This window comes from Enterobacter cloacae complex sp. P1B, assembly GCF_014982345.1.
GTDB classification, from domain to species: domain Bacteria; phylum Pseudomonadota; class Gammaproteobacteria; order Enterobacterales; family Enterobacteriaceae; genus Enterobacter; species Enterobacter bugandensis.
In genome coordinates this window covers 240,822-257,838 of the sequence record NZ_JADCLF010000013.1, presented here as the reverse complement: position 1 = coordinate 257,838, position 17,017 = coordinate 240,822, and the positions used below count along the sequence as shown (strand labels likewise).

General features: G+C 56.7%; 17 protein-coding genes. 7 read left to right on the top strand and 10 right to left on the bottom strand.

What is annotated here, in order from left to right; translation table 11 throughout:
* Window positions 1-15 precede the first annotated feature (15 nt).
* The 3 genes from INF77_RS14090 to INF77_RS14080 form a co-directional block, all read right to left on the bottom strand.
* On the bottom strand, window positions 16-1,137 hold the full coding sequence (locus INF77_RS14090) for an amidohydrolase (protein ID WP_028013282.1): 1,122 nt from the start codon (window positions 1,135-1,137) through the stop codon (window positions 16-18).
* Window positions 1,134-2,135: an LLM class flavin-dependent oxidoreductase gene (locus INF77_RS14085; RefSeq protein WP_193543080.1), complete on the bottom strand. Its 1,002-nt coding sequence runs from the start codon at window positions 2,133-2,135 to the stop codon at window positions 1,134-1,136. Before INF77_RS14085 ends, INF77_RS14090 begins: the two co-directional genes overlap by 4 nt.
* A 110-nt stretch (window positions 2,136-2,245) precedes the next feature.
* The gene (locus tag INF77_RS14080) at window positions 2,246-2,785 is read right to left on the bottom strand and encodes an AAA family ATPase (protein WP_193532457.1); all 540 of its coding nucleotides are present in this window, start codon (window positions 2,783-2,785) and stop codon (window positions 2,246-2,248) included.
* A 61-nt stretch (window positions 2,786-2,846) separates the two neighbouring features.
* Between INF77_RS14080 and INF77_RS14075 the strand changes: the two genes are divergently transcribed.
* Window positions 2,847-2,990 (top strand): hypothetical protein, encoded by a 144-nt coding sequence (locus tag INF77_RS14075; protein ID WP_154818592.1) that lies wholly within the window; start codon window positions 2,847-2,849, stop codon window positions 2,988-2,990.
* Here INF77_RS14075 and INF77_RS14070 read toward each other — a convergent pair.
* Entirely contained in the window at window positions 2,987-3,385 is a 399-nt protein-coding gene (locus tag INF77_RS14070) for a cupin domain-containing protein (protein ID WP_045260619.1), read from the bottom strand. The genes INF77_RS14075 and INF77_RS14070 overlap by 4 nt on opposite strands.
* A 108-nt stretch (window positions 3,386-3,493) precedes the next feature.
* Between INF77_RS14070 and INF77_RS14065 the strand changes: the two genes are divergently transcribed.
* Both INF77_RS14065 and ansP read left to right on the top strand, forming a co-directional pair.
* Window positions 3,494-4,381 (top strand): LysR family transcriptional regulator, encoded by an 888-nt coding sequence (locus tag INF77_RS14065; protein WP_045260620.1) that lies wholly within the window; start codon window positions 3,494-3,496, stop codon window positions 4,379-4,381.
* A 331-nt stretch (window positions 4,382-4,712) separates the two neighbouring features.
* Window positions 4,713-6,209, top strand: a complete 1,497-nt coding sequence (gene ansP, locus INF77_RS14060) for an L-asparagine permease (RefSeq protein ID WP_028013287.1) — start codon at window positions 4,713-4,715, stop codon at window positions 6,207-6,209.
* A gap of 51 nt (window positions 6,210-6,260) precedes the next feature.
* On the opposite strand, the gene INF77_RS14055 is transcribed toward ansP, so the two are convergent.
* Window positions 6,261-7,322, bottom strand: coding sequence for a YncE family protein (locus INF77_RS14055; protein WP_047368641.1), 1,062 nt, complete (start codon window positions 7,320-7,322; stop codon window positions 6,261-6,263).
* Window positions 7,323-7,565: 243 nt separating this feature from the next.
* Between INF77_RS14055 and pqqU the strand changes: the two genes are divergently transcribed.
* Complete coding sequence (gene pqqU / locus INF77_RS14050) at window positions 7,566-9,680, top strand: TonB-dependent receptor PqqU (protein ID WP_193543079.1); 2,115 nt, start codon at window positions 7,566-7,568, stop codon at window positions 9,678-9,680.
* Between the two features lie 119 nt (window positions 9,681-9,799).
* Here the strand turns inward: pqqU and INF77_RS14045 are convergent, their stop codons facing one another.
* The 3 genes from INF77_RS14045 to INF77_RS14035 all read right to left on the bottom strand — a co-directional run bounded on the left by INF77_RS14045 (window position 9,800) and on the right by INF77_RS14035 (window position 12,405).
* Complete coding sequence (locus INF77_RS14045) at window positions 9,800-10,468, bottom strand: GntR family transcriptional regulator (protein ID WP_028013290.1); 669 nt, start codon at window positions 10,466-10,468, stop codon at window positions 9,800-9,802.
* A 255-nt stretch (window positions 10,469-10,723) separates the two neighbouring features.
* Window positions 10,724-11,764: an NADP-dependent oxidoreductase gene (locus INF77_RS14040; protein ID WP_193532453.1), complete on the bottom strand. Its 1,041-nt coding sequence runs from the start codon at window positions 11,762-11,764 to the stop codon at window positions 10,724-10,726.
* Between the two features lie 65 nt (window positions 11,765-11,829).
* The gene (locus tag INF77_RS14035; RefSeq protein ID WP_028013292.1) at window positions 11,830-12,405 is read right to left on the bottom strand and encodes an XRE family transcriptional regulator; all 576 of its coding nucleotides are present in this window, start codon (window positions 12,403-12,405) and stop codon (window positions 11,830-11,832) included.
* A 135-nt stretch (window positions 12,406-12,540) separates the two neighbouring features.
* Between INF77_RS14035 and INF77_RS14030 the strand changes: the two genes are divergently transcribed.
* The gene (locus INF77_RS14030) at window positions 12,541-13,059 is read left to right on the top strand and encodes a GNAT family N-acetyltransferase (protein ID WP_045260624.1); all 519 of its coding nucleotides are present in this window, start codon (window positions 12,541-12,543) and stop codon (window positions 13,057-13,059) included.
* On the top strand, window positions 13,056-13,505 hold the full coding sequence (locus tag INF77_RS14025; protein WP_028013294.1) for a DMT family transporter: 450 nt from the start codon (window positions 13,056-13,058) through the stop codon (window positions 13,503-13,505). Before INF77_RS14030 ends, INF77_RS14025 begins: the two co-directional genes overlap by 4 nt.
* On the opposite strand, the gene INF77_RS14020 is transcribed toward INF77_RS14025, so the two are convergent.
* Complete coding sequence (locus tag INF77_RS14020; protein WP_193532452.1) at window positions 13,506-13,739, bottom strand: YdcY family protein; 234 nt, start codon at window positions 13,737-13,739, stop codon at window positions 13,506-13,508.
* A gap of 55 nt (window positions 13,740-13,794) precedes the next feature.
* Complete coding sequence (locus INF77_RS14015) at window positions 13,795-15,393, bottom strand: ABC transporter substrate-binding protein (protein WP_193532451.1); 1,599 nt, start codon at window positions 15,391-15,393, stop codon at window positions 13,795-13,797.
* A 283-nt stretch (window positions 15,394-15,676) separates the two neighbouring features.
* Here INF77_RS14015 and INF77_RS14010 point away from each other — a divergent pair, with 283 nt between their 5' ends.
* Entirely contained in the window at window positions 15,677-17,017 is a 1,341-nt protein-coding gene (locus INF77_RS14010; RefSeq protein ID WP_193543078.1) for an SrfA family protein, read from the top strand.

The following is a 17,017-nucleotide window of genomic DNA, read 5'->3' as shown; positions in this document are numbered from 1 at the left end:
TTTACCTCTCCAGAATTAAACGTGTTGCAGGGCTTTTTCCGCCAGCTGTGCAAAATAGCGGGCTGCGGGCTCGATCAGGGCTTCGTCAGGATTAAACGCCGGGTGGTGTAAACCATACGGGCTGTTGCTGCCGATGCTGACAAACGCGCCGGGAACAGACTGCAGGTAGACAGCAAAATCTTCCCCGCCCATATGCAGTTCAGCGTGCCGGGTTTCATAACCGGCCTCACGCGCGACCGAGGTGGCGAAGTCGGCCCAGCGTTCGTCATTCACCAGCGCGGTAGGCCCGGCATACCAGGTGATGTCAATCTGCGCGCTGAAGGCGCTGGCAAACCCGGCGGCAATTTCACCCACGCGGGCTTTCACATTCTGCTGCACTTCCGTGCGATGGGTACGCAGCGTGCCTTCCAGCTCGACGCTTTCCGGCAGCACGTTCCAGGTGTTGCCGCCTGCGATGCGGGTGACGCTCAGCACCACCGAATCCAGCGTGTTGACGTTGCGGCTGGCGACGCTTTGCAGCGCCGTCACCAGCTGGCTCGCCAGCACAATGGCGTCGTTGCCTTCGTGCGGGCGGGCCGCATGTGCGCCCTTGCCGGTGATGCGGATCACGAAGCGATCGACGTTGGCATAAAACGGTCCGCCGCGGGTGGCGAACTCACCGACCGGCAGGCCCGGCTCGTTGTGCATGCCGAAGATGGCGCTGACGTCACGCAGGGCACCGGCACGCACCATGCTCTTCGCACCGCCAAAGTTCTCTTCGGCAGGTTGAAACAGGATACGCACCCGGCCGTTAAGTGAGGCTTCCCGCTCTTTGAGCTTTAACGCGGCGCCGAGGATCACGCTGGTGTGGATATCGTGTCCGCAGGCGTGCATCACGCCTGCATGCTGCGAGCTAAACGGCACGCCGCTGCGCTCTTCAATTGGCAGGGCATCAATGTCTGCCCGCAGCGCAATCAGCTTGCTACCGGTTCCGATTTCCGCCACCAGCCCGGTCGGCAGATCGTAAGGCTGTGGGGGAATACCGGCATTCGTCAGCCACTGGCGCAGGCGCGCGGTGGTCTCCACTTCCTGGCCGGACAGCTCCGGGTTCCGGTGCAGCTCACGACGCCAGGCAATCAGTTGTTCGCCGAAGCTCATACGGTGACCTCCCTGTTAAGACGCGCCTCGGCCAGCAGACGCAGCGACGCGACGCGCGTTGCCCCCTCCGCAACCGGCGTGTCGATGATAAATTCGTCAATGCCCCACTGTTCGTGCAGCGCGTTAAGCTGTTCCAGCACCGACTCAGCTGTTCCCGCCAGCAGCGACTGGGCCCGACGGGCAATGCGCACCGGCTCGCTCCCCGCCTGACGGGCAAAGGCGTAGGCCTGCTCCTCACTGGCGACGGTTACGCGCTGGCCGTTTGCCAGCTCAACGCCCCACACTTCAACCTTCTGCGCCAGCGCGTCCGCTTCGGCCTGGGTCGGCGCGACAATCGCCTGCACCGCTACAATCACCTCCCGCGCGCTGTTCTTCCGCCAGATCGATACCACCTCGCGCAGCAGCTCCGGATCGCCGTTCAGGTGCGCGGCAAAGACGAAGTGCCAGTCGAGCGATGCGGCGAGCAGCGCGCTTTCGGTGCTGGCCCCCAGCAGGAAACCTTGTGCAGGGACCGGCGGCAACGGCGTGGCGCGAACGGCCTCTTCCGCCGACTGGTTTTCAGGACGGATCCAGCGGTCGAGCTGGGCCAGCTGTTCGGCAAAGCTGCCCTTTTCCTGCTGATTCAGGCCCTGCTGAAGCGCGCGGGTTGAGAGCGGCAAACCGCCGGGGGCTTTCCCGACGCCCAGATCCACGCGACCGGGCGCCAGCGCGGCCAGCACGTTGAAGTTCTCGGCGACTTTATAAGGGCTGTAGTGCTGGAGCATTACGCCGCCGGATCCGACGCGAATGCGCTTGGTTTGCCCGAGGATCCAGGCAATCAGCAGTTCCGGCGAGGGGCTGGCGAGTTGCGGGGTATTGTGGTGTTCGGCAATCCAGAAACGGTGATAGCCCAGATTTTCCGCCTGTTGCGCCAGCGCTAACGTCCGCGCCAGCGCATCGGCTGCCGTTTCATTTTCAGCGATGGGGCTTTTATCCAGAATGCTGATTCGCCATGACATGTTGCGTTCTCGTTTGACTTAACATGTCGACATTATTAAAGGCGTATTTCACCACTGAGAAACAATTAATTTACATTTGGTTTGCCGGAAATCAGATATATAAAACCCTACTAAGAATAAGATTTTAAGGCGGCAATCAGCGTTTCCGCCTGCCCGCGGCGGGTAATATGGACGAAGCGGATATGCCCATATTGCGGGTTTTGCAGATCGGCTTCATAACGCGTGCGGTTATTACGCCACGTTTTCATCGTCCAGATGAGAATCGACTCTTTACTGAAGAACGCGCGCCGGAAACTCTCTTTGTTCCCGGTTCCGGGCCAAAGCTCGTGTTTATGCCAGGCCCGTTTGATTGCCCTGTTGACGGCCTGCCAGAGGGTGCGGACAAACCCATAATCCACCCACACGACAACGTCTACATTACGCCATTTAACGGGCCGCGTGCGGTTATAGTTGCCGTCGAGCACCCAGTCTGGCGACGCCTGTAGCGCCTGCTCAAGCTTTTCCTGAAACTCATTGTCCGGCGTTCCCTGCCATTCGGGTCGCCAGTAGAGTCTGTCCATCTCGATATAGGGAATAGCCAGTTCGGTCGCAATCTGCTTCGCCAGCGTGCTTTTTCCACTTCCGCTGGTTCCGATCACGTTAATTTTCACCTCAGCCTCCCTGTATTTACAAAATGAGACCGAATCATAACGTTTTCATTCTGTTAACGAAATGCTTCCTGGTATTACCGCGGCGGTGTTACTCTCCTGTCTGGCAGTCTATTTATTCCCTGAGAAACGTCTGCAGCTGGCCAGTCTGGTGCTGCTGTTTGATCAACCGCGCCTGCAGCAGGCGATTGCCGTTTTTGGCGGTTAGCCGTTCGGGTACTGTTCGTCGGTCACTTTTTCCAGCCACGTTACCGGGCTGCCGTTTACCGCTTCGGCGATGGCGATATGCGTCATCGCCGTTTGCGCACTTGCGCCGTGCCAGTGCTTCACGCCGGGTGGGATCCAGGCGATATCGCCCTGATTCAGGATTTCCGCCTCTTCGCCCCACGCCTGTAACCAGCCGCGCCCCTGCGTCACAATCAGCGTTTGTCCCAGGGGATGCGTATGCCAGGCCGTGCGCGCCCCCGGCTCAAAGGTCACGGTTGCCCCGCCGACGCTGGCAGGTTCGCTCGCCTGAAAGGGCGCGTCAATGCGAACAGCGCCGGTAAACCAGGCCTCCGGGCCTGTTGCTGAAGGTAATGAACCGCTGCGGATAATTTTCATCTTTTGCTCCTTGTTGACTGTTGCGTTAACAGTAGCGCAAAGCATTCTGGAGCATTAGGGTACATAATGAGATAGAACACATGACTGAAATTCATAAATAGAACCGCAATGCTAAAAGATAATTTCAACGACCTGCTCTCCTTTATGGTAGTGGCCCGCGAGCGCAGCTTTACGCGCGCAGCGGCGCAGCTGGGCGTCTCGCAATCGGCACTGAGTCATGCGATGCGCAAGCTTGAAGCGCGATTAGACGTTCGCCTGTTAACCCGCACAACCCGCAGCGTGGTTCCGACACCCGCGGGTGAGCAGCTCTTTTCGCGCCTCAGCCCGCATCTGCAGGAGATCGAACAGGAACTCACGGCGCTTTGCAGCACCCGCGACAAACCCGCAGGCGCTATCCGCATCGTCGCCGGCGAGCACGCGATGGACGCCGTGCTCTGGCCGGCACTGAAGGCTTTTATGCTGCAGTATCCTGAAATCAACGTCGAAGTGACGGTCGACAACGGCCTGACAGATATCGTCGATGGCCGCTTCGACGCGGGGGTACGCCTGGGTGAACAGGTGGCAAAAGATATGATTGCGGTGCGGATAGCGCCGGACATGCGCATGGCGGTCGTCGGCTCCCCGGATTACCTGGCTCGTTTTGGCGTGCCGCTCGTGCCGGAGCAGCTGGGTGAACACCGCTGTATCAATCTCCGCCTGCCCACCCGAGGGGCAGTGTATGACTGGGAGTTTGAGCGCGACGGGCGCGAGCTTCGGGTGCGGGTTGAAGGACAACTTACACTGAGTAATCTGTCGCAGCGCATCGACGCGGCGGAGAGTGGCCTCGGATTAGCCTACGTGCCCGAGTCCTCGGTCCTGGACGCCCTTCAGTACGGACGGCTCGTCAGGGTCCTTGAGTCCTGGTGCCCCACGTTTGAAGGATATCACCTGTATTATCCAAGCCGTCGACAGCACACAACCGCGTTCAGGTTGCTTCTCGATGCCCTGCGGCAGTAAAAATTTATACCATCTGGTAATAATTAAGGGAATCTGATGATTAAATAAACAACGTCGCGATTGTTTTGACTAAAAACTCATCACGATTCAGCGCGTTGTAAACCTTGTCTGCTCTGACCACACGATTTCCTTCGACGTGCATCACTTTCGGCACGGTTATATTTTGCGTCGCTTATCAATTGCAGGTAGGATGCCTCGCCATGTTTCGCCTTATCCATACGCAGAATGACTGGGAAGGCGGCATGTGTTTGCGCAGAAGCAATCGTTTGTATTGCGCTCTGCCAGGCAGGACTATCACGATAATGGTTCAGACAGGCAAACAGGTAACTCAATGAAAACAAGCAATAAAAGCGCAGCCGATCATCACGCTGCGAAACGTCGCTGGTTGAACTCCCACGAAGAGGGCTACCACAAAGCGATGGGCAACCGTCAGGTTCAAATGATCGCCATCGGCGGCGCTATCGGAACGGGTCTGTTTTTAGGTGCTGGCGCGCGTCTGCAGATGGCGGGCCCGGCTCTCGCCCTGGTCTATCTGGTGTGCGGGATCTTCTCTTTCTTCATTCTTCGCGCGCTGGGTGAACTGGTACTGCATCGCCCTTCCAGCGGAAGCTTCGTCTCTTACGCCCGAGAATTCCTCGGTGAAAAAGCCGCCTACGTGGCAGGCTGGATGTACTTCGTCAACTGGGCGATGACCGGTATCGTCGATATCACCGCCGTTGCGCTGTATATGCACTACTGGGGCGCGTTCGGTGATGTGCCGCAGTGGGTCTTTGCCCTTGGCGCGCTGGCGATCGTCGGCACCATGAACATGATCGGCGTGAAGTGGTTCGCCGAGATGGAGTTCTGGTTTGCGCTGGTCAAAGTGCTCGCCATTGTGATTTTCCTGGTGGTCGGTACCGTATTCCTCGGCAGCGGCAAGCCGCTGGATGGCAATGCTACCGGCTTCCACCTGATAACCGATAACGGTGGTTTCTTCCCGCACGGTCTGCTGCCTGCGCTGGTTCTGGTGCAGGGCGTGGTGTTTGCCTTTGCCTCTATTGAGCTGGTCGGTACCGCTGCGGGCGAATGTAAAGACCCACAAACGATGGTGCCAAAAGCCATCAACAGCGTGATCTGGCGTATCGGTCTGTTCTACGTCGGCTCCGTGGTGCTGCTGGTTCTGCTGCTGCCGTGGAACGCCTATCAGGCCGGCCAGAGCCCGTTCGTCACCTTCTTCTCGAAGCTCGGCGTGCCTTACGTGGGCAGCATCATGAACATCGTGGTGCTGACGGCGGCGCTCTCCAGCCTGAACTCCGGTCTTTACTCTACCGGGCGTATCCTGCGCTCCATGTCGATGGGCGGTTCAGCGCCAAAGTTCATGTCGAAGATGAGCAAGCAGCACGTGCCTTACGCGGGCATTCTTGCCACGCTGGTGGTGTATGTCTTCGGCGTATTCCTGAACTATCTGGTGCCGTCTCAGGTCTTTGAGATCGTTCTGAACGTGGCCGCACTTGGCATTATCGCTTCCTGGGCCTTTATCGTGGTCTGCCAGATGCGTCTGCGTAAAGCCATTAAAGAAGGCAAAGCCGCAGATATCAGCTTTAAGCTGCCGGGCGCGCCGGTGACCTCCTGGCTCACCCTGCTCTTCCTGTTCAGCGTGCTGGTGCTGATGGCGTTCGACTACCCGAACGGCACCTATACCATCGCCACCATCCCGCTGCTGGCCGTGCTGCTGATCGCTGGCTGGTTCGGTGTGCGTAAGCGCGTTCACGAAATTCACAGCACCGCGCCGGTTCATCCAGACGATGAAAAACACGACGCGCCGCTGGTGGAAGAGACCTCGCGTTAAGCATCACACAGGCATTAAAAAGGGAAGGCATATGCCTTCCTTTTTTTTATATTACAGCGCGATACGAATCACATCGTCAGGCTGGGTCGCTTCCTGCTGGCGGGTAGATTTCTGCTTCACCGTCACGTAAAGCGTTTTGCCATCCGCAGAGAGCGCCAGGCTGTTCGGGTAGACCGGCGTATCGAACGTTTTCGTCACTTTGTAGGTCTTCGCGTCAATCACGCTCACCTTGCCGGCCTCACGGTGCGTCACGTAAGCTTCATTGCGAGCCGGGTTAAACAGAACGGCCAGGGATTCAGGCGCGGCGATTTTCTCGATCACGCTGCCGTCTTTCAGGCTAACCGCCAGCACTTCCGGCTGTTTTGAATCGGTCAGGAACGCGCGCTGACCGGCGGTGTCCAGGCTCAGGTTCAGATAGAAGTGCTCTTTTCCGTCGTCCTGCACTTTTTTGCGGCTCAGGATTTTGTTGGTGGCGGTATCAATGGTGACCAGCTCACCGTCTGCATTGGTGGTGTACAGGCGTTTCGCCTTTGCATCCAGCGCCAGACCGGTACTGTATGTGCCGGTGTTGGCAATGGTCTCTTTCAGCTTCAGCGTTGCGCCATCCACGACCCAAATCACGCTCTCTTTGCCGACACCGGTGATGTAAATCGTGTTGCTCGCGTCATCCGCCACCAGCTGGCGCGGCTGCAGCGGCTTGACGGTTTCACTGCGCTGGCGGCTATCAAGCACCAGTCGCCCTTTCACGTCGCCCGTTTTCGCATCAATGGCCGTCACCGCGCCGTTGATCGTATTACCCAGCCACAGGGTTTGCGTCGCGCCGTCGAGGGTGGCACCAAACGGTTTGAGATCGCTATGAATGGCCTGCGTCACCTCCAGCGTAGCAGGATCGAGGCGATAGATAACGCCACCCTTGTCGAGTTTACGGCTTTGCGACGTCGCAACCCACAGGGCGTTCTCCTGCTGGCTGACCGCCATTTCATAGGCACCTTTACCCACCGCTTTACGCAGCATCTCTTCGGCGGCATGCGCCTGGAAGGTTCCGGCAAACAGTAAAGCGGCAGACAGCAGAGACGTACTCAGGCGTGGCGAGCACAGATGGCGTAAAGACATAACAATTCCTTTTTTGAAAATTGGGGGTACTGCTGACATCGCTTCCGGCTGGCAACGTCATGGCATTGCCGTTTTGATAATGAGAATAGTAATCATTAATAAGTTAAAAGTGGAGTTTTTCTTTTCCCTATTGCCTTTCATTAACGCAATGTGCGGTTATAGTTTTCAAAACATTTACAAAACCTTTAACATGTATGGACATGTTCCATTTGGTTCGTTTATACATCACAACCGGTTTTACTCATGAAAATCATATCTGCCCGTAAGGCATCTCTCCCGCTGCTGCTGGTTCCCGTTGTTTTTGCGCCTCTAAGCGCGATGAGCGCAGAGGAACAGACCATGATCGTCAGCGCCACGCCGCAAACCGTATCAGAGCTTGATACTCCGGCGGCGGTCAGCGTCGTGAATGGCGAGGATATGCGCCACGCTGCGCCGCGCATTAATCTCTCCGAATCGCTTGGCAGCGTTCCGGGACTACAGATTCAGAACCGTCAGAACTATGCTCAGGATCTCCAGCTTTCGATGCGCGGGTTTGGTGCCCGCTCAACGTTTGGCGTGCGCGGCATTCGCATGTACGTCGACGGTATTCCAGCCACCATGCCGGACGGACAGGGCCAGACCTCCAACATCGATCTCTCCAGCATTGACAGCGTTGAGGTGCTGCGCGGTCCCTTCTCCGCCCTGTATGGCAACGCCTCTGGCGGCGTGATTAACATCAATACGCAAACCGGGCAGCAGCCGCCGACCATCGAGGCAAGCAGCTATTACGGCAGTTACGGGACTTGGCGCTACGGCATGAAAGCCACCGGCGCAATGGGCGATGGTACCCATGCCGGCGACGTGGATTACACCGTATCCACCACTCGCTTCACCACTAAAGGCTACCGCGACCACAGCGGCGCGCGGAAGAATCTCGCTAATGCCAAACTGGGCGTACGCATTGACGATGCCAGCAAGCTAACGCTGATTTTTAACAGCGTGGACATGAAAGCCAACGATCCGGGCGGGCTGAGCTATCAGGAGTGGCAGGATAACCCGCGTCAGTCCCCGCGCGGCGATCAGTACAACACGCGCAAGACCATCAAGCAGACTCAGGCGGGGCTGCGTTACGACCGCCAGCTTAGCGCTCAGGACGATCTCAGCGTGATGATGTACGCCGGCGAGCGTGAAATGACCCAGTACCAGTCGATTCCCTACCAGCCGCAGCTGAGGCCTTCTCACTCCGGCGGCGTGATCGATATGCAGCGTCATTATCAGGGGGTTGATACCCGCTGGACGCACCGCGGCGAGCTGCTGGTGCCGGTCACCTTCACCACCGGTCTGAACTATGAAAACATGAGTGAAGATCGTCGCGGGTACGAGAACTTCGTGATGAACAACGGCGTGCCGGACTACGGCGTGAAGGGTGATAAACACCGGAACGAACGTAACCTGATGTGGAACGTCGACCCTTACCTGCAGACCAGCTGGCAGCTGACGCAGAAACTGTCCGTGGATGCGGGCGTGCGTTATAGCTCGGTCTGGTTTGATTCTAACGACCATTACGTTACGCCGGGCAACGGCGACGACAGCGGTGACGCGAGCTATCACAAGTGGCTCCCGGCGGGCTCCGTGAAGTATGCGGTGACGGACGCGTGGAACCTCTACGCTGCCGCAGGGCGTGGGTTCGAAACGCCAACCATCAACGAGCTTTCGTATCGCGCCGATAACCAGGGCGGCCTGAATATCGGCCTGCAGCCTTCCACGAACAACACGTATGAGGTGGGCAGCAAAACCCGCATTGGCAATGGCCTGCTGACGGCAGCGCTGTTCCGCACCGATACGGATGACGAGATCGTGGTGGATGCCAGCTCTGGTGGCCGCACAAGCTATAAAAATGCCGGAAAGACCCGCCGTCAGGGAGTCGAAGTGTCTCTCGATCAGCAGTTTGCTGAGAACTGGAAGCTGAAAATGGCGTGGACCTACCTTGATGCCACCTACCGGACCAACGTCTGCGGCGACGCGGACTGTAACGGCAACCGTATGCCGGGCATTGCCCGCAATATGGGCTATGCGTCGTTTGGCTGGCAGCCTGAAGAAGGCTGGTACGCGGGCTCGGACGTGCGCTACATGAGCGATATCATGGCCGACGACGAGAACACGGCGAAAGCGCCATCGTACACGGTGGTCGGGCTGAATACCGGGTATAAATTCAACTACGGCAACTGGGGGATGGACGTCTTTGGCCGCGTAGATAACCTGTTCGACAAAGAGTACGTTGGCTCGGTTATTGTCAACGAATCCAACGGGCGTTATTACGAGCCAGCGCCTGGCCGTAACTACGGTGTGGGTCTGTCGGTGTCTTATCGATTCGAGTAACAAATAAGTAAAGTTTATTTTATACCGAAAATAACGATCCTGATGGCAAAATGCCATCAGGAGTTATTCACCAGATAAATAAATAGACGCGGTATATAGTCGCTCTGTTAAATTATCTCTCAGTTAAAATATTGTCGCTGTAAAAGCGTATTCGCTTCATCAATCGATTTTTCAATCGCCTTCTGGCTGGCGTCGACATCCCGGCGTTCCAGGGCTGAAAGCAGTTCGTCATAGTGATACGTCGCTTCCTTAATGTCATTAAGCTCCTGGTGCAGATAGTTAATGCAAGGCCCGATGCGCACCCAAAGCTGTTCAATTAAAGCATTTAGCGTGGGCATTTCCGCGTACTGATAAAGCGTAAAGCGGAAGATGCGATTTGCCTGCAATGCCTGCTGAACGTTTCCGTTGCGCATGGCCTCATGAAACGCTTCCGACAATTTGCGCAACGTCTCGATCTTTTGGTCAGACATATTCTGACAGGCTGCGGCAACCGCCATGGGTTCAAGCTGCTTGCGAATAGCGTTGATTTCGTTATAACGGTCCAGCGTCACCTCCGGCACCAGAAATGCTTGTGCTGGCGTGGCATGTAATGCACCCGCTGACACCAGACGCAGCAGCGCCTCGCGCACTGGGGTAATGCTGGTTCCTAATTTATCGGCGATCTCTTTCGTAATCAGTCGTGCACCCGGTTTAAGGGAGCCTGTAATTAACGCTCCTTTCAAACTGAGTTCAACTTGCATGGTAAGACTGATCCTTTGGGCTTTTTCTAAGTGATCCAAATCAAGCATGTTCAATTCCTGTAGCTAAAACTTAATGCTATTTTTAAACGCCAGTTTTAATAAAACGACGCTGGTCCGATATATCCTGTATCGTCATGCCTGGTGGTGGGAAGTACGTAAAACAGCAAAAAATGCAAAATGTGTTTTTTTTATCGGTTTCGGGCTCATCCGGGATGATGGCGCGAAAAGCCATGTCCGTTAATTAAAGACAATATATCGTATCTTCACAAATAAATATGGCGGGAAACCCCGCCATAGTGCCTTTTATTTATTGTCACCCGCGACGCGAATCACGACTTTACCGAAGTTTTTTCCTTCCAGCAGGCCAATCAGCGCTTCAGGCGCGTTTTCCAGCCCGTCCGTCACCTGTTCACGATAGTGAATTTTGCCCTCCTGCACCCAGCGCCCCATCTCTTCCTGAAACTCATGAATGCGGTGGCCGTAGTCCTGGGCAATGATAAAGCCCTGCATCCGGATGCGTTTCTTCAGAATGGTCCCCATCAGAAGCGGCAAACGGTCTGGCCCCTCAGGCAAGCCCGTAGCATTGTAGCCGCTCACCAGGCCACACACCGGCACGCGCGCGGAGGTATTCAGCAGCGGCAGCACGGCATCAAACACTTTCCCGCCGACGTTTTCAAAGTAGACATCAATGCCTTTCGGGCAGGCGCGTTTCAGCTGCTCAGCGAAATCCGCCGCGTGGTGATCGAGACACATGTCAAACCCAAGAACCTCAACGGCGTGGCGGCATTTTTCTGCCCCACCGGCTATCCCGACCACGCGGCAGCCTTTGATTTTACCGATCTGCCCGACGGTCGCCCCAACCGGGCCCGTCGCGGCGGCGACCACCAGCGTTTCACCCGCTTTCGGTTGTCCGATATCCAGCAACCCCATATAGGCGGTAAAGCCCGGCATCCCAAGAATGCCCAGCGCCCAGGAGGGATGGGTGGGATTATCGCCCAGCTTGACCAGGCCGCTGCCGTCCGAAAGCGCGTACTCCTGCCAGCCGCTGTAGCTCAGCACCCATTCACCCGCTTTAAAGTCGGGGTGGTTTGACTGCTCAACGCGGCTAACTGTTCCCCCTACCATCACCGCACCAATCTCAACCGGCGGAGAATAGGATGGCGCATCGCTCATGCGGCCCCGCATGTAAGGGTCCAGCGACAGCCAGACGGTGCGAAGCAGCAGCTGCCCCGCCTGAGGGGCAGGAACGGGCTGCTCTTCCAGACGAAAATTCTCCGCAACCGGCGCGCCCTGTGGACGAGAGGCCAGCACCCAGCGGCGGTTTTGCGAAACAGATTGATTCATCGGATTCTCCTTCTGGTACAAATGTCATTACAGCCTGGCTCACGATCGGCATTATCGCCTTAACATTACGAGGCAGACTGGTTAAGCCGGACCACAAGATAGATGCAGGTTTCGTTCGTTTCGTTGATAAAACGGCAGTCGTTTGGCGGCCCCAGTTCCAGACAGTCTCCGGCCTTCATCTCGTGGCGAGTATCGCCCTCCTGAAATACCAGCTCGCCGGACTGCAGCCAGATCAGCTGCCGCGCGAGCGCGTAGGAGGACGCCGGCATCGGGACGTCGCTCCCCGCGGGCAGCTCAATCTGAACGAGGTCGATAGGCAGATCGGTACGGGGAGAAACGTGGCGACGAAGGTAGTGGGTTTGCGGATCGCGCCAGACGGGCTGGTTCGCCAGGCGCAGGAGTTTTCCCTCCTGCATCTCGGCTCTGGCAATCAGGGTCGACATGCTGATCCCAAACGCGCCTGACAGGCGGGCAAGCAAGGTTGCCGTCGGGCTGCTGTCGCCGCGCTCTATCTTGTGGATCATGGCGCGAGATACGCCTGCCCGCTCGGCCAGCTCGCTAAGAGACCAGCCGCGTGATTCACGTTCGAGGCGAATTCTGGCGCTAATACGCTGATTCATTGTGTCTGTTATTGTGTTCATAACGTAATACTAAAGCGTATGAACGCCGTTTCAATGGGGCTCATAATCATTCTCACGTAGCGCTCTGACGATACAGTTGTGTAATATCATATCTATAGCGTAATACTATAGTAAACAACATACAGAGGTTTAATCATGATCGTTCGTCACGCCTGTAAAGAAGACTGCGCTGCGATAGGAGAGATCTATAACCATGCGGTACTGCATACTGCCGCGATCTGGAACGATAAAACCGTTGATACCGATAACCGAATCGCCTGGTTCGAGGCCCGCACGCTCGCGGGTTACCCGGTTCTGGTGGCTGAGGAAAATGGTGTGGTTACCGGGTACGCCTCTTTCGGCGACTGGCGCGCCTTCGACGGCTTTCGTCACACGGTTGAGCATTCGGTATATGTCCATCCGGAGCATCAGGGTAAAGGCATTGGCCGCACGTTAATGAAAGCGCTGATCAACGAGGCCCGCGCCATCGGCAAACACGTGATGGTGGCCGGCATTGAAGCGCAAAATAAGGCCTCGATTCACCTCCACGAAACGCTCGGTTTTGTGACCACGGGGCAGATGCCTCAGGTGGGAACCAAGTTTGGCCGCTGGCTGGACTTAACCTTTATGCAGCTGCAGCTGGACGAGCGCAGCGACCCGGACGCAATCCCATGAATCAGTCGCTGACGCTGGCGTTCCTGGTGGCGGCGGGGATCGGTCTGGTGGTGCAAAACACCTTAATGGTGCGTATCACCCAGTCCTCCTCCACCATTCTTATCGCAATGCTGCTGAACTCCCTGGTCGGCATTGTGCTGTTTGTCAGCATTCTGCTGCTGAAGCAGGGCTTCGCCGGGTTCAGTGAGCTGGCCGCAACGGTGCGCTGGTGGACGCTGATCCCGGGGCTGCTGGGGTCGTTTTTTGTGTTTGCCAGCATCAGCGGCTACCAGAACGTTGGCGCGGCAACGACCATCGCGGTGCTGGTCGCAAGCCAGCTGATTGGCGGGCTGGTCCTTGACGTGCTGAGAAGCCATGGCATTCCCCTGCGCGCGCTGATCGGCCCGGTATGCGGCGCGGTGATGCTGGTCGTCGGGGCCTGGCTGGTAGCGCGACGCCAGTTTTGATTACAGTATGGTGCCGCCCTTGGTCAGCTGTTCCTGGCGCGCGTCCATCTCCTCTTTGTGCAGCTTACCGTGGTGCGAAATCGCGGTACGCAGACGCTGCTGTTGGGCGTAACGGTCATCACGGCTGAGATCGGCATCATCGCTCAATGCAATCAGCAGTTCGTTCATGTGGGCGATGACGCTCTCTTCGATGGCGGCATCCACGCGGGCGGTAACTTCGTTTAAATGTGACATTGTCACTCCTTGTTTTTGCCGGGTGGTGGCTTACGCCTCACCCGGCAATAAATGCTTAGTTCAGCTTCGCTTTAGAGAAATCGCTGCCCATCAGGCTCACGCTGTATCCGGTCACGTTGCTGCGGGTTGCAAAGAACGTTTTGCCGTTTGCCAGCGCGATCCACGGTGCCTGCTGGTAGAAAATCTCCTGCGCCTGGCCGTACAGTTTCGCACGCTCGGCCGGATCGCTGGTCAGCTTCGCTTTTTGCACCAGGGCATCATAACCCTTATCGCACCAGCGTGCGGCGTTTGACCCGGTTTTAATGCTGTTGCAGCCCAGCAGCACATCGGCGAAGTTGTCCGGGTCGCCGTTATCGGACATCCAGCCGAACAGCGCGGAGTCGTGCTCGCCTTTGCGCATCCCGGAGAGGTATTCGCCCCACTCATAGGAGACGATTTTGGCCTTCACGCCGACTTTCGCCCAGTCGCTCTGGATCATCTCCGCGATACGACGCGAGTTAGGGTTATACGGACGCTGCACCGGCATTGACCACAGCGTGACCTCTGCGCCCTTCTCCAGCCCGGCCTGCTTCAGCAGCGCTTTTGCTTTATCAGGATCGTAGCTGTAGTCCTGCAGATCTTTATTAAAGCCCAGCATATTTGGCGGGATCGGCGATTTAGCCACCGTACCGGAGCCCATAAAGACCGCATTAACGATAGCCTTCTTGTCGGTCGCGTAGTTCAGCGCCTGACGCACCAGCACGTTATCGAACGGCTTTTTCTCGGTGTTAAACGCCAGATAGCCGACGTTCAGCGCATCGACAGAGTGCAGCGTCAGGTCTTTGTTCTTTTTAATCACGTCAAACTGAACCGGAGACGGCGCAGGAATAATCTGACACTCGTTGGTCTGTAATTTCGCCAGGCGGGTTTCCACGTTTGGCGTGATGGAGAAGATAAGATGTTTGGTCGGCACCTCGCCATCCCAGTAGTTCGGATTAGCGACGTAGCGGATCAGCGAGTCCACCTTGTACTGCTGGAGCACATAGGGCCCGGTACCGATCGGCCAGGTATCTACGTTCTCAGGCGTGCCTTTTTTCAGCATCTCATCGGCGTATTCGGCGGAGAGGATCGATGCGAAATCCATTCCCCAGTCGGCCAGGAACGCGGCGTTGGGTTCACTCAGGGTGAACTGGACGTGATAATCGTCGACCTTTTTAACGTCCTGAATCAGCTTATCGAGCCCGACATCGTTGAAGTATTCGTAGTTGCCCTGGGACACATTATGGTACGGGTGTTTAGGGTCTTTCTGACGCATCACCGAGAAAATAACGTCATCGGCGTTAAAGTCGCGCGTCGGCTTGAAGTATTTGTTGCTGTTGAACTTCACCCCTTTGCGCAGGGTAAAGGTATAGGTCTTGCCGTCCGGTGAAATCGTCCAGGATTCCGCCAGTGACGGTACCGGGGTATTTTTCACCGGGTCGAAATTGATCAGGCGGTTGTACAGAACCTGAGAGCTGGCCACGAACGACGGGCCGGAGCTGGCGATTTGCGGGTTGAACGACTCTGGCGATGCCTCGGAGCAGTAAATAAGGGTGTCGTTGTTTGCCGCCCATGCGGCACCGGCTGGTAAAAGAGCGCTCAGCGCAAGGGCGAGCAGCGTTTTCCCTGTAGACATAGTTATAACCCTGACAGTTTTATTATATAGGTCAGTAATAACAGCACAGCCCTTATCACCTGGCAAATAACGAAACACTATCAGGTTATTCTAAAGCCGCGTTTTTTGCCGGTTTTACCGCCAGTGCAAAAATAGGTGATTTGCCTTAAGTGACGTTATTCGTCAAGCACAACCGTCACGATCTATGCCGCAAGAAATCGGCGCTTTTAGCGTCTCTTCCTCCGTTTGTTTGCTTACTCGTTTCGTTAAAGTAACGGTGTGAAGAAGTATATGGGATCAAATCGTGGCAAAAACTCTTTTACGCAGCGGTAATCTGGATGATTTTCAGGCCGTTGGCGGCGGCGGACAGGCCGTTTTTGAATCAGCGTTACAAATCCGGGAAGCGCTTCGATTGCGCAAACAGCAGGCCATAGTGGACTGTCTGGCTATTCCTCAGGTCAACGACAGCGGCGACCGCGTGGACTGGTATTCCCCCATTGAGGGAAGCGTCACCAGCTGGAAGGCGGCCAGTGAAGACGACCGCTATCGCGCCCTGCGCTATCTGGAAAACACGCTTGCCAGCGTTGAGTCGTTAAGCAAGAAATGCCTCCAGTCGCCCAAAACCGCGCAGCAGCTTTTCGGCTCGCTGCTGTCGAAAGCGTTTCAGTTTCCCGGCGAGAATTTTGTTTTCCTGGTCGCAGGAAAGCCGATTATTTGCTTCTGGGGTTTTGTAAACCTGAACGAAAATGCGCGCGACGATGTCCTCGACTGCCTGCGTGAAGCGTTGATCCCCGAGCCTGCCCCCGTTGTGATTGAAGAGCCCGAGCCAGAACCCGCGCCCGAACCAGCCATCACCTTTGAAAAAGCAGACGAGCCGCTGATTGCGCCCGTCGCCGCCGTGCGTATTACGCCGGAAGAACTGTATGAGCCGGAGCCCGCGCCGGTTGTTGCGCAACCCGCTCAGGAACCTGCTCCTGTTGCCGTCACGAAAAAACGTCGCGTTCCCCTGTGGACCCTGCCGGTTGCCGCCGTGATTGTGGCAGCCATTGCCGCGCCGCTGCTGTGGCCAAAACAGGCCCCTTCGGCAGAGCCCGCTCCGGCACCGGCTCCTGAGCCCGTGGCTATTGCACCGCAGCCGATCAAAGCGGTAGAGCCGCTGGCTATGAATCTCCCCCTGCATCAGGCTGAGGTCGTCGCCAGTAAAGAAAAAGAACCCGCTCCTGCACCTGAAGCCGCACCGGTGGTAATTGTTCCGATCCCGAAAGATGCCATGGTGATGGAAGCCGGTCAGGTGAAAGCCGGGTCGACGCGCTTCCTGAACGGTACCTGGCGCGCGGTTCTCGACGTGAAAGATCCGGTCACCGGCAAGCCGCCATCAATGCGCTATCAAATCCAGAACAATAAAGGTTTCGCCCGCGTCGTGCACGGCGACAACATTGTCTGCCGCGCGGAGATTTTCTCCGGGCTGCACAGCAATGGCGAGCTGATGATTAAAAGTCGCGGCAATGCTCGCTGCACCGACGGTTCCCGCTATCCGATGCCGGAAGTCGCCTGTAAAGCCGGGGCCAGCGATATCGCAGAATGTCGCGCTCGCTATGACGCCAACACCGTCGTCCCACTGACGTTCAAGAAAGCAGGTGCCTGA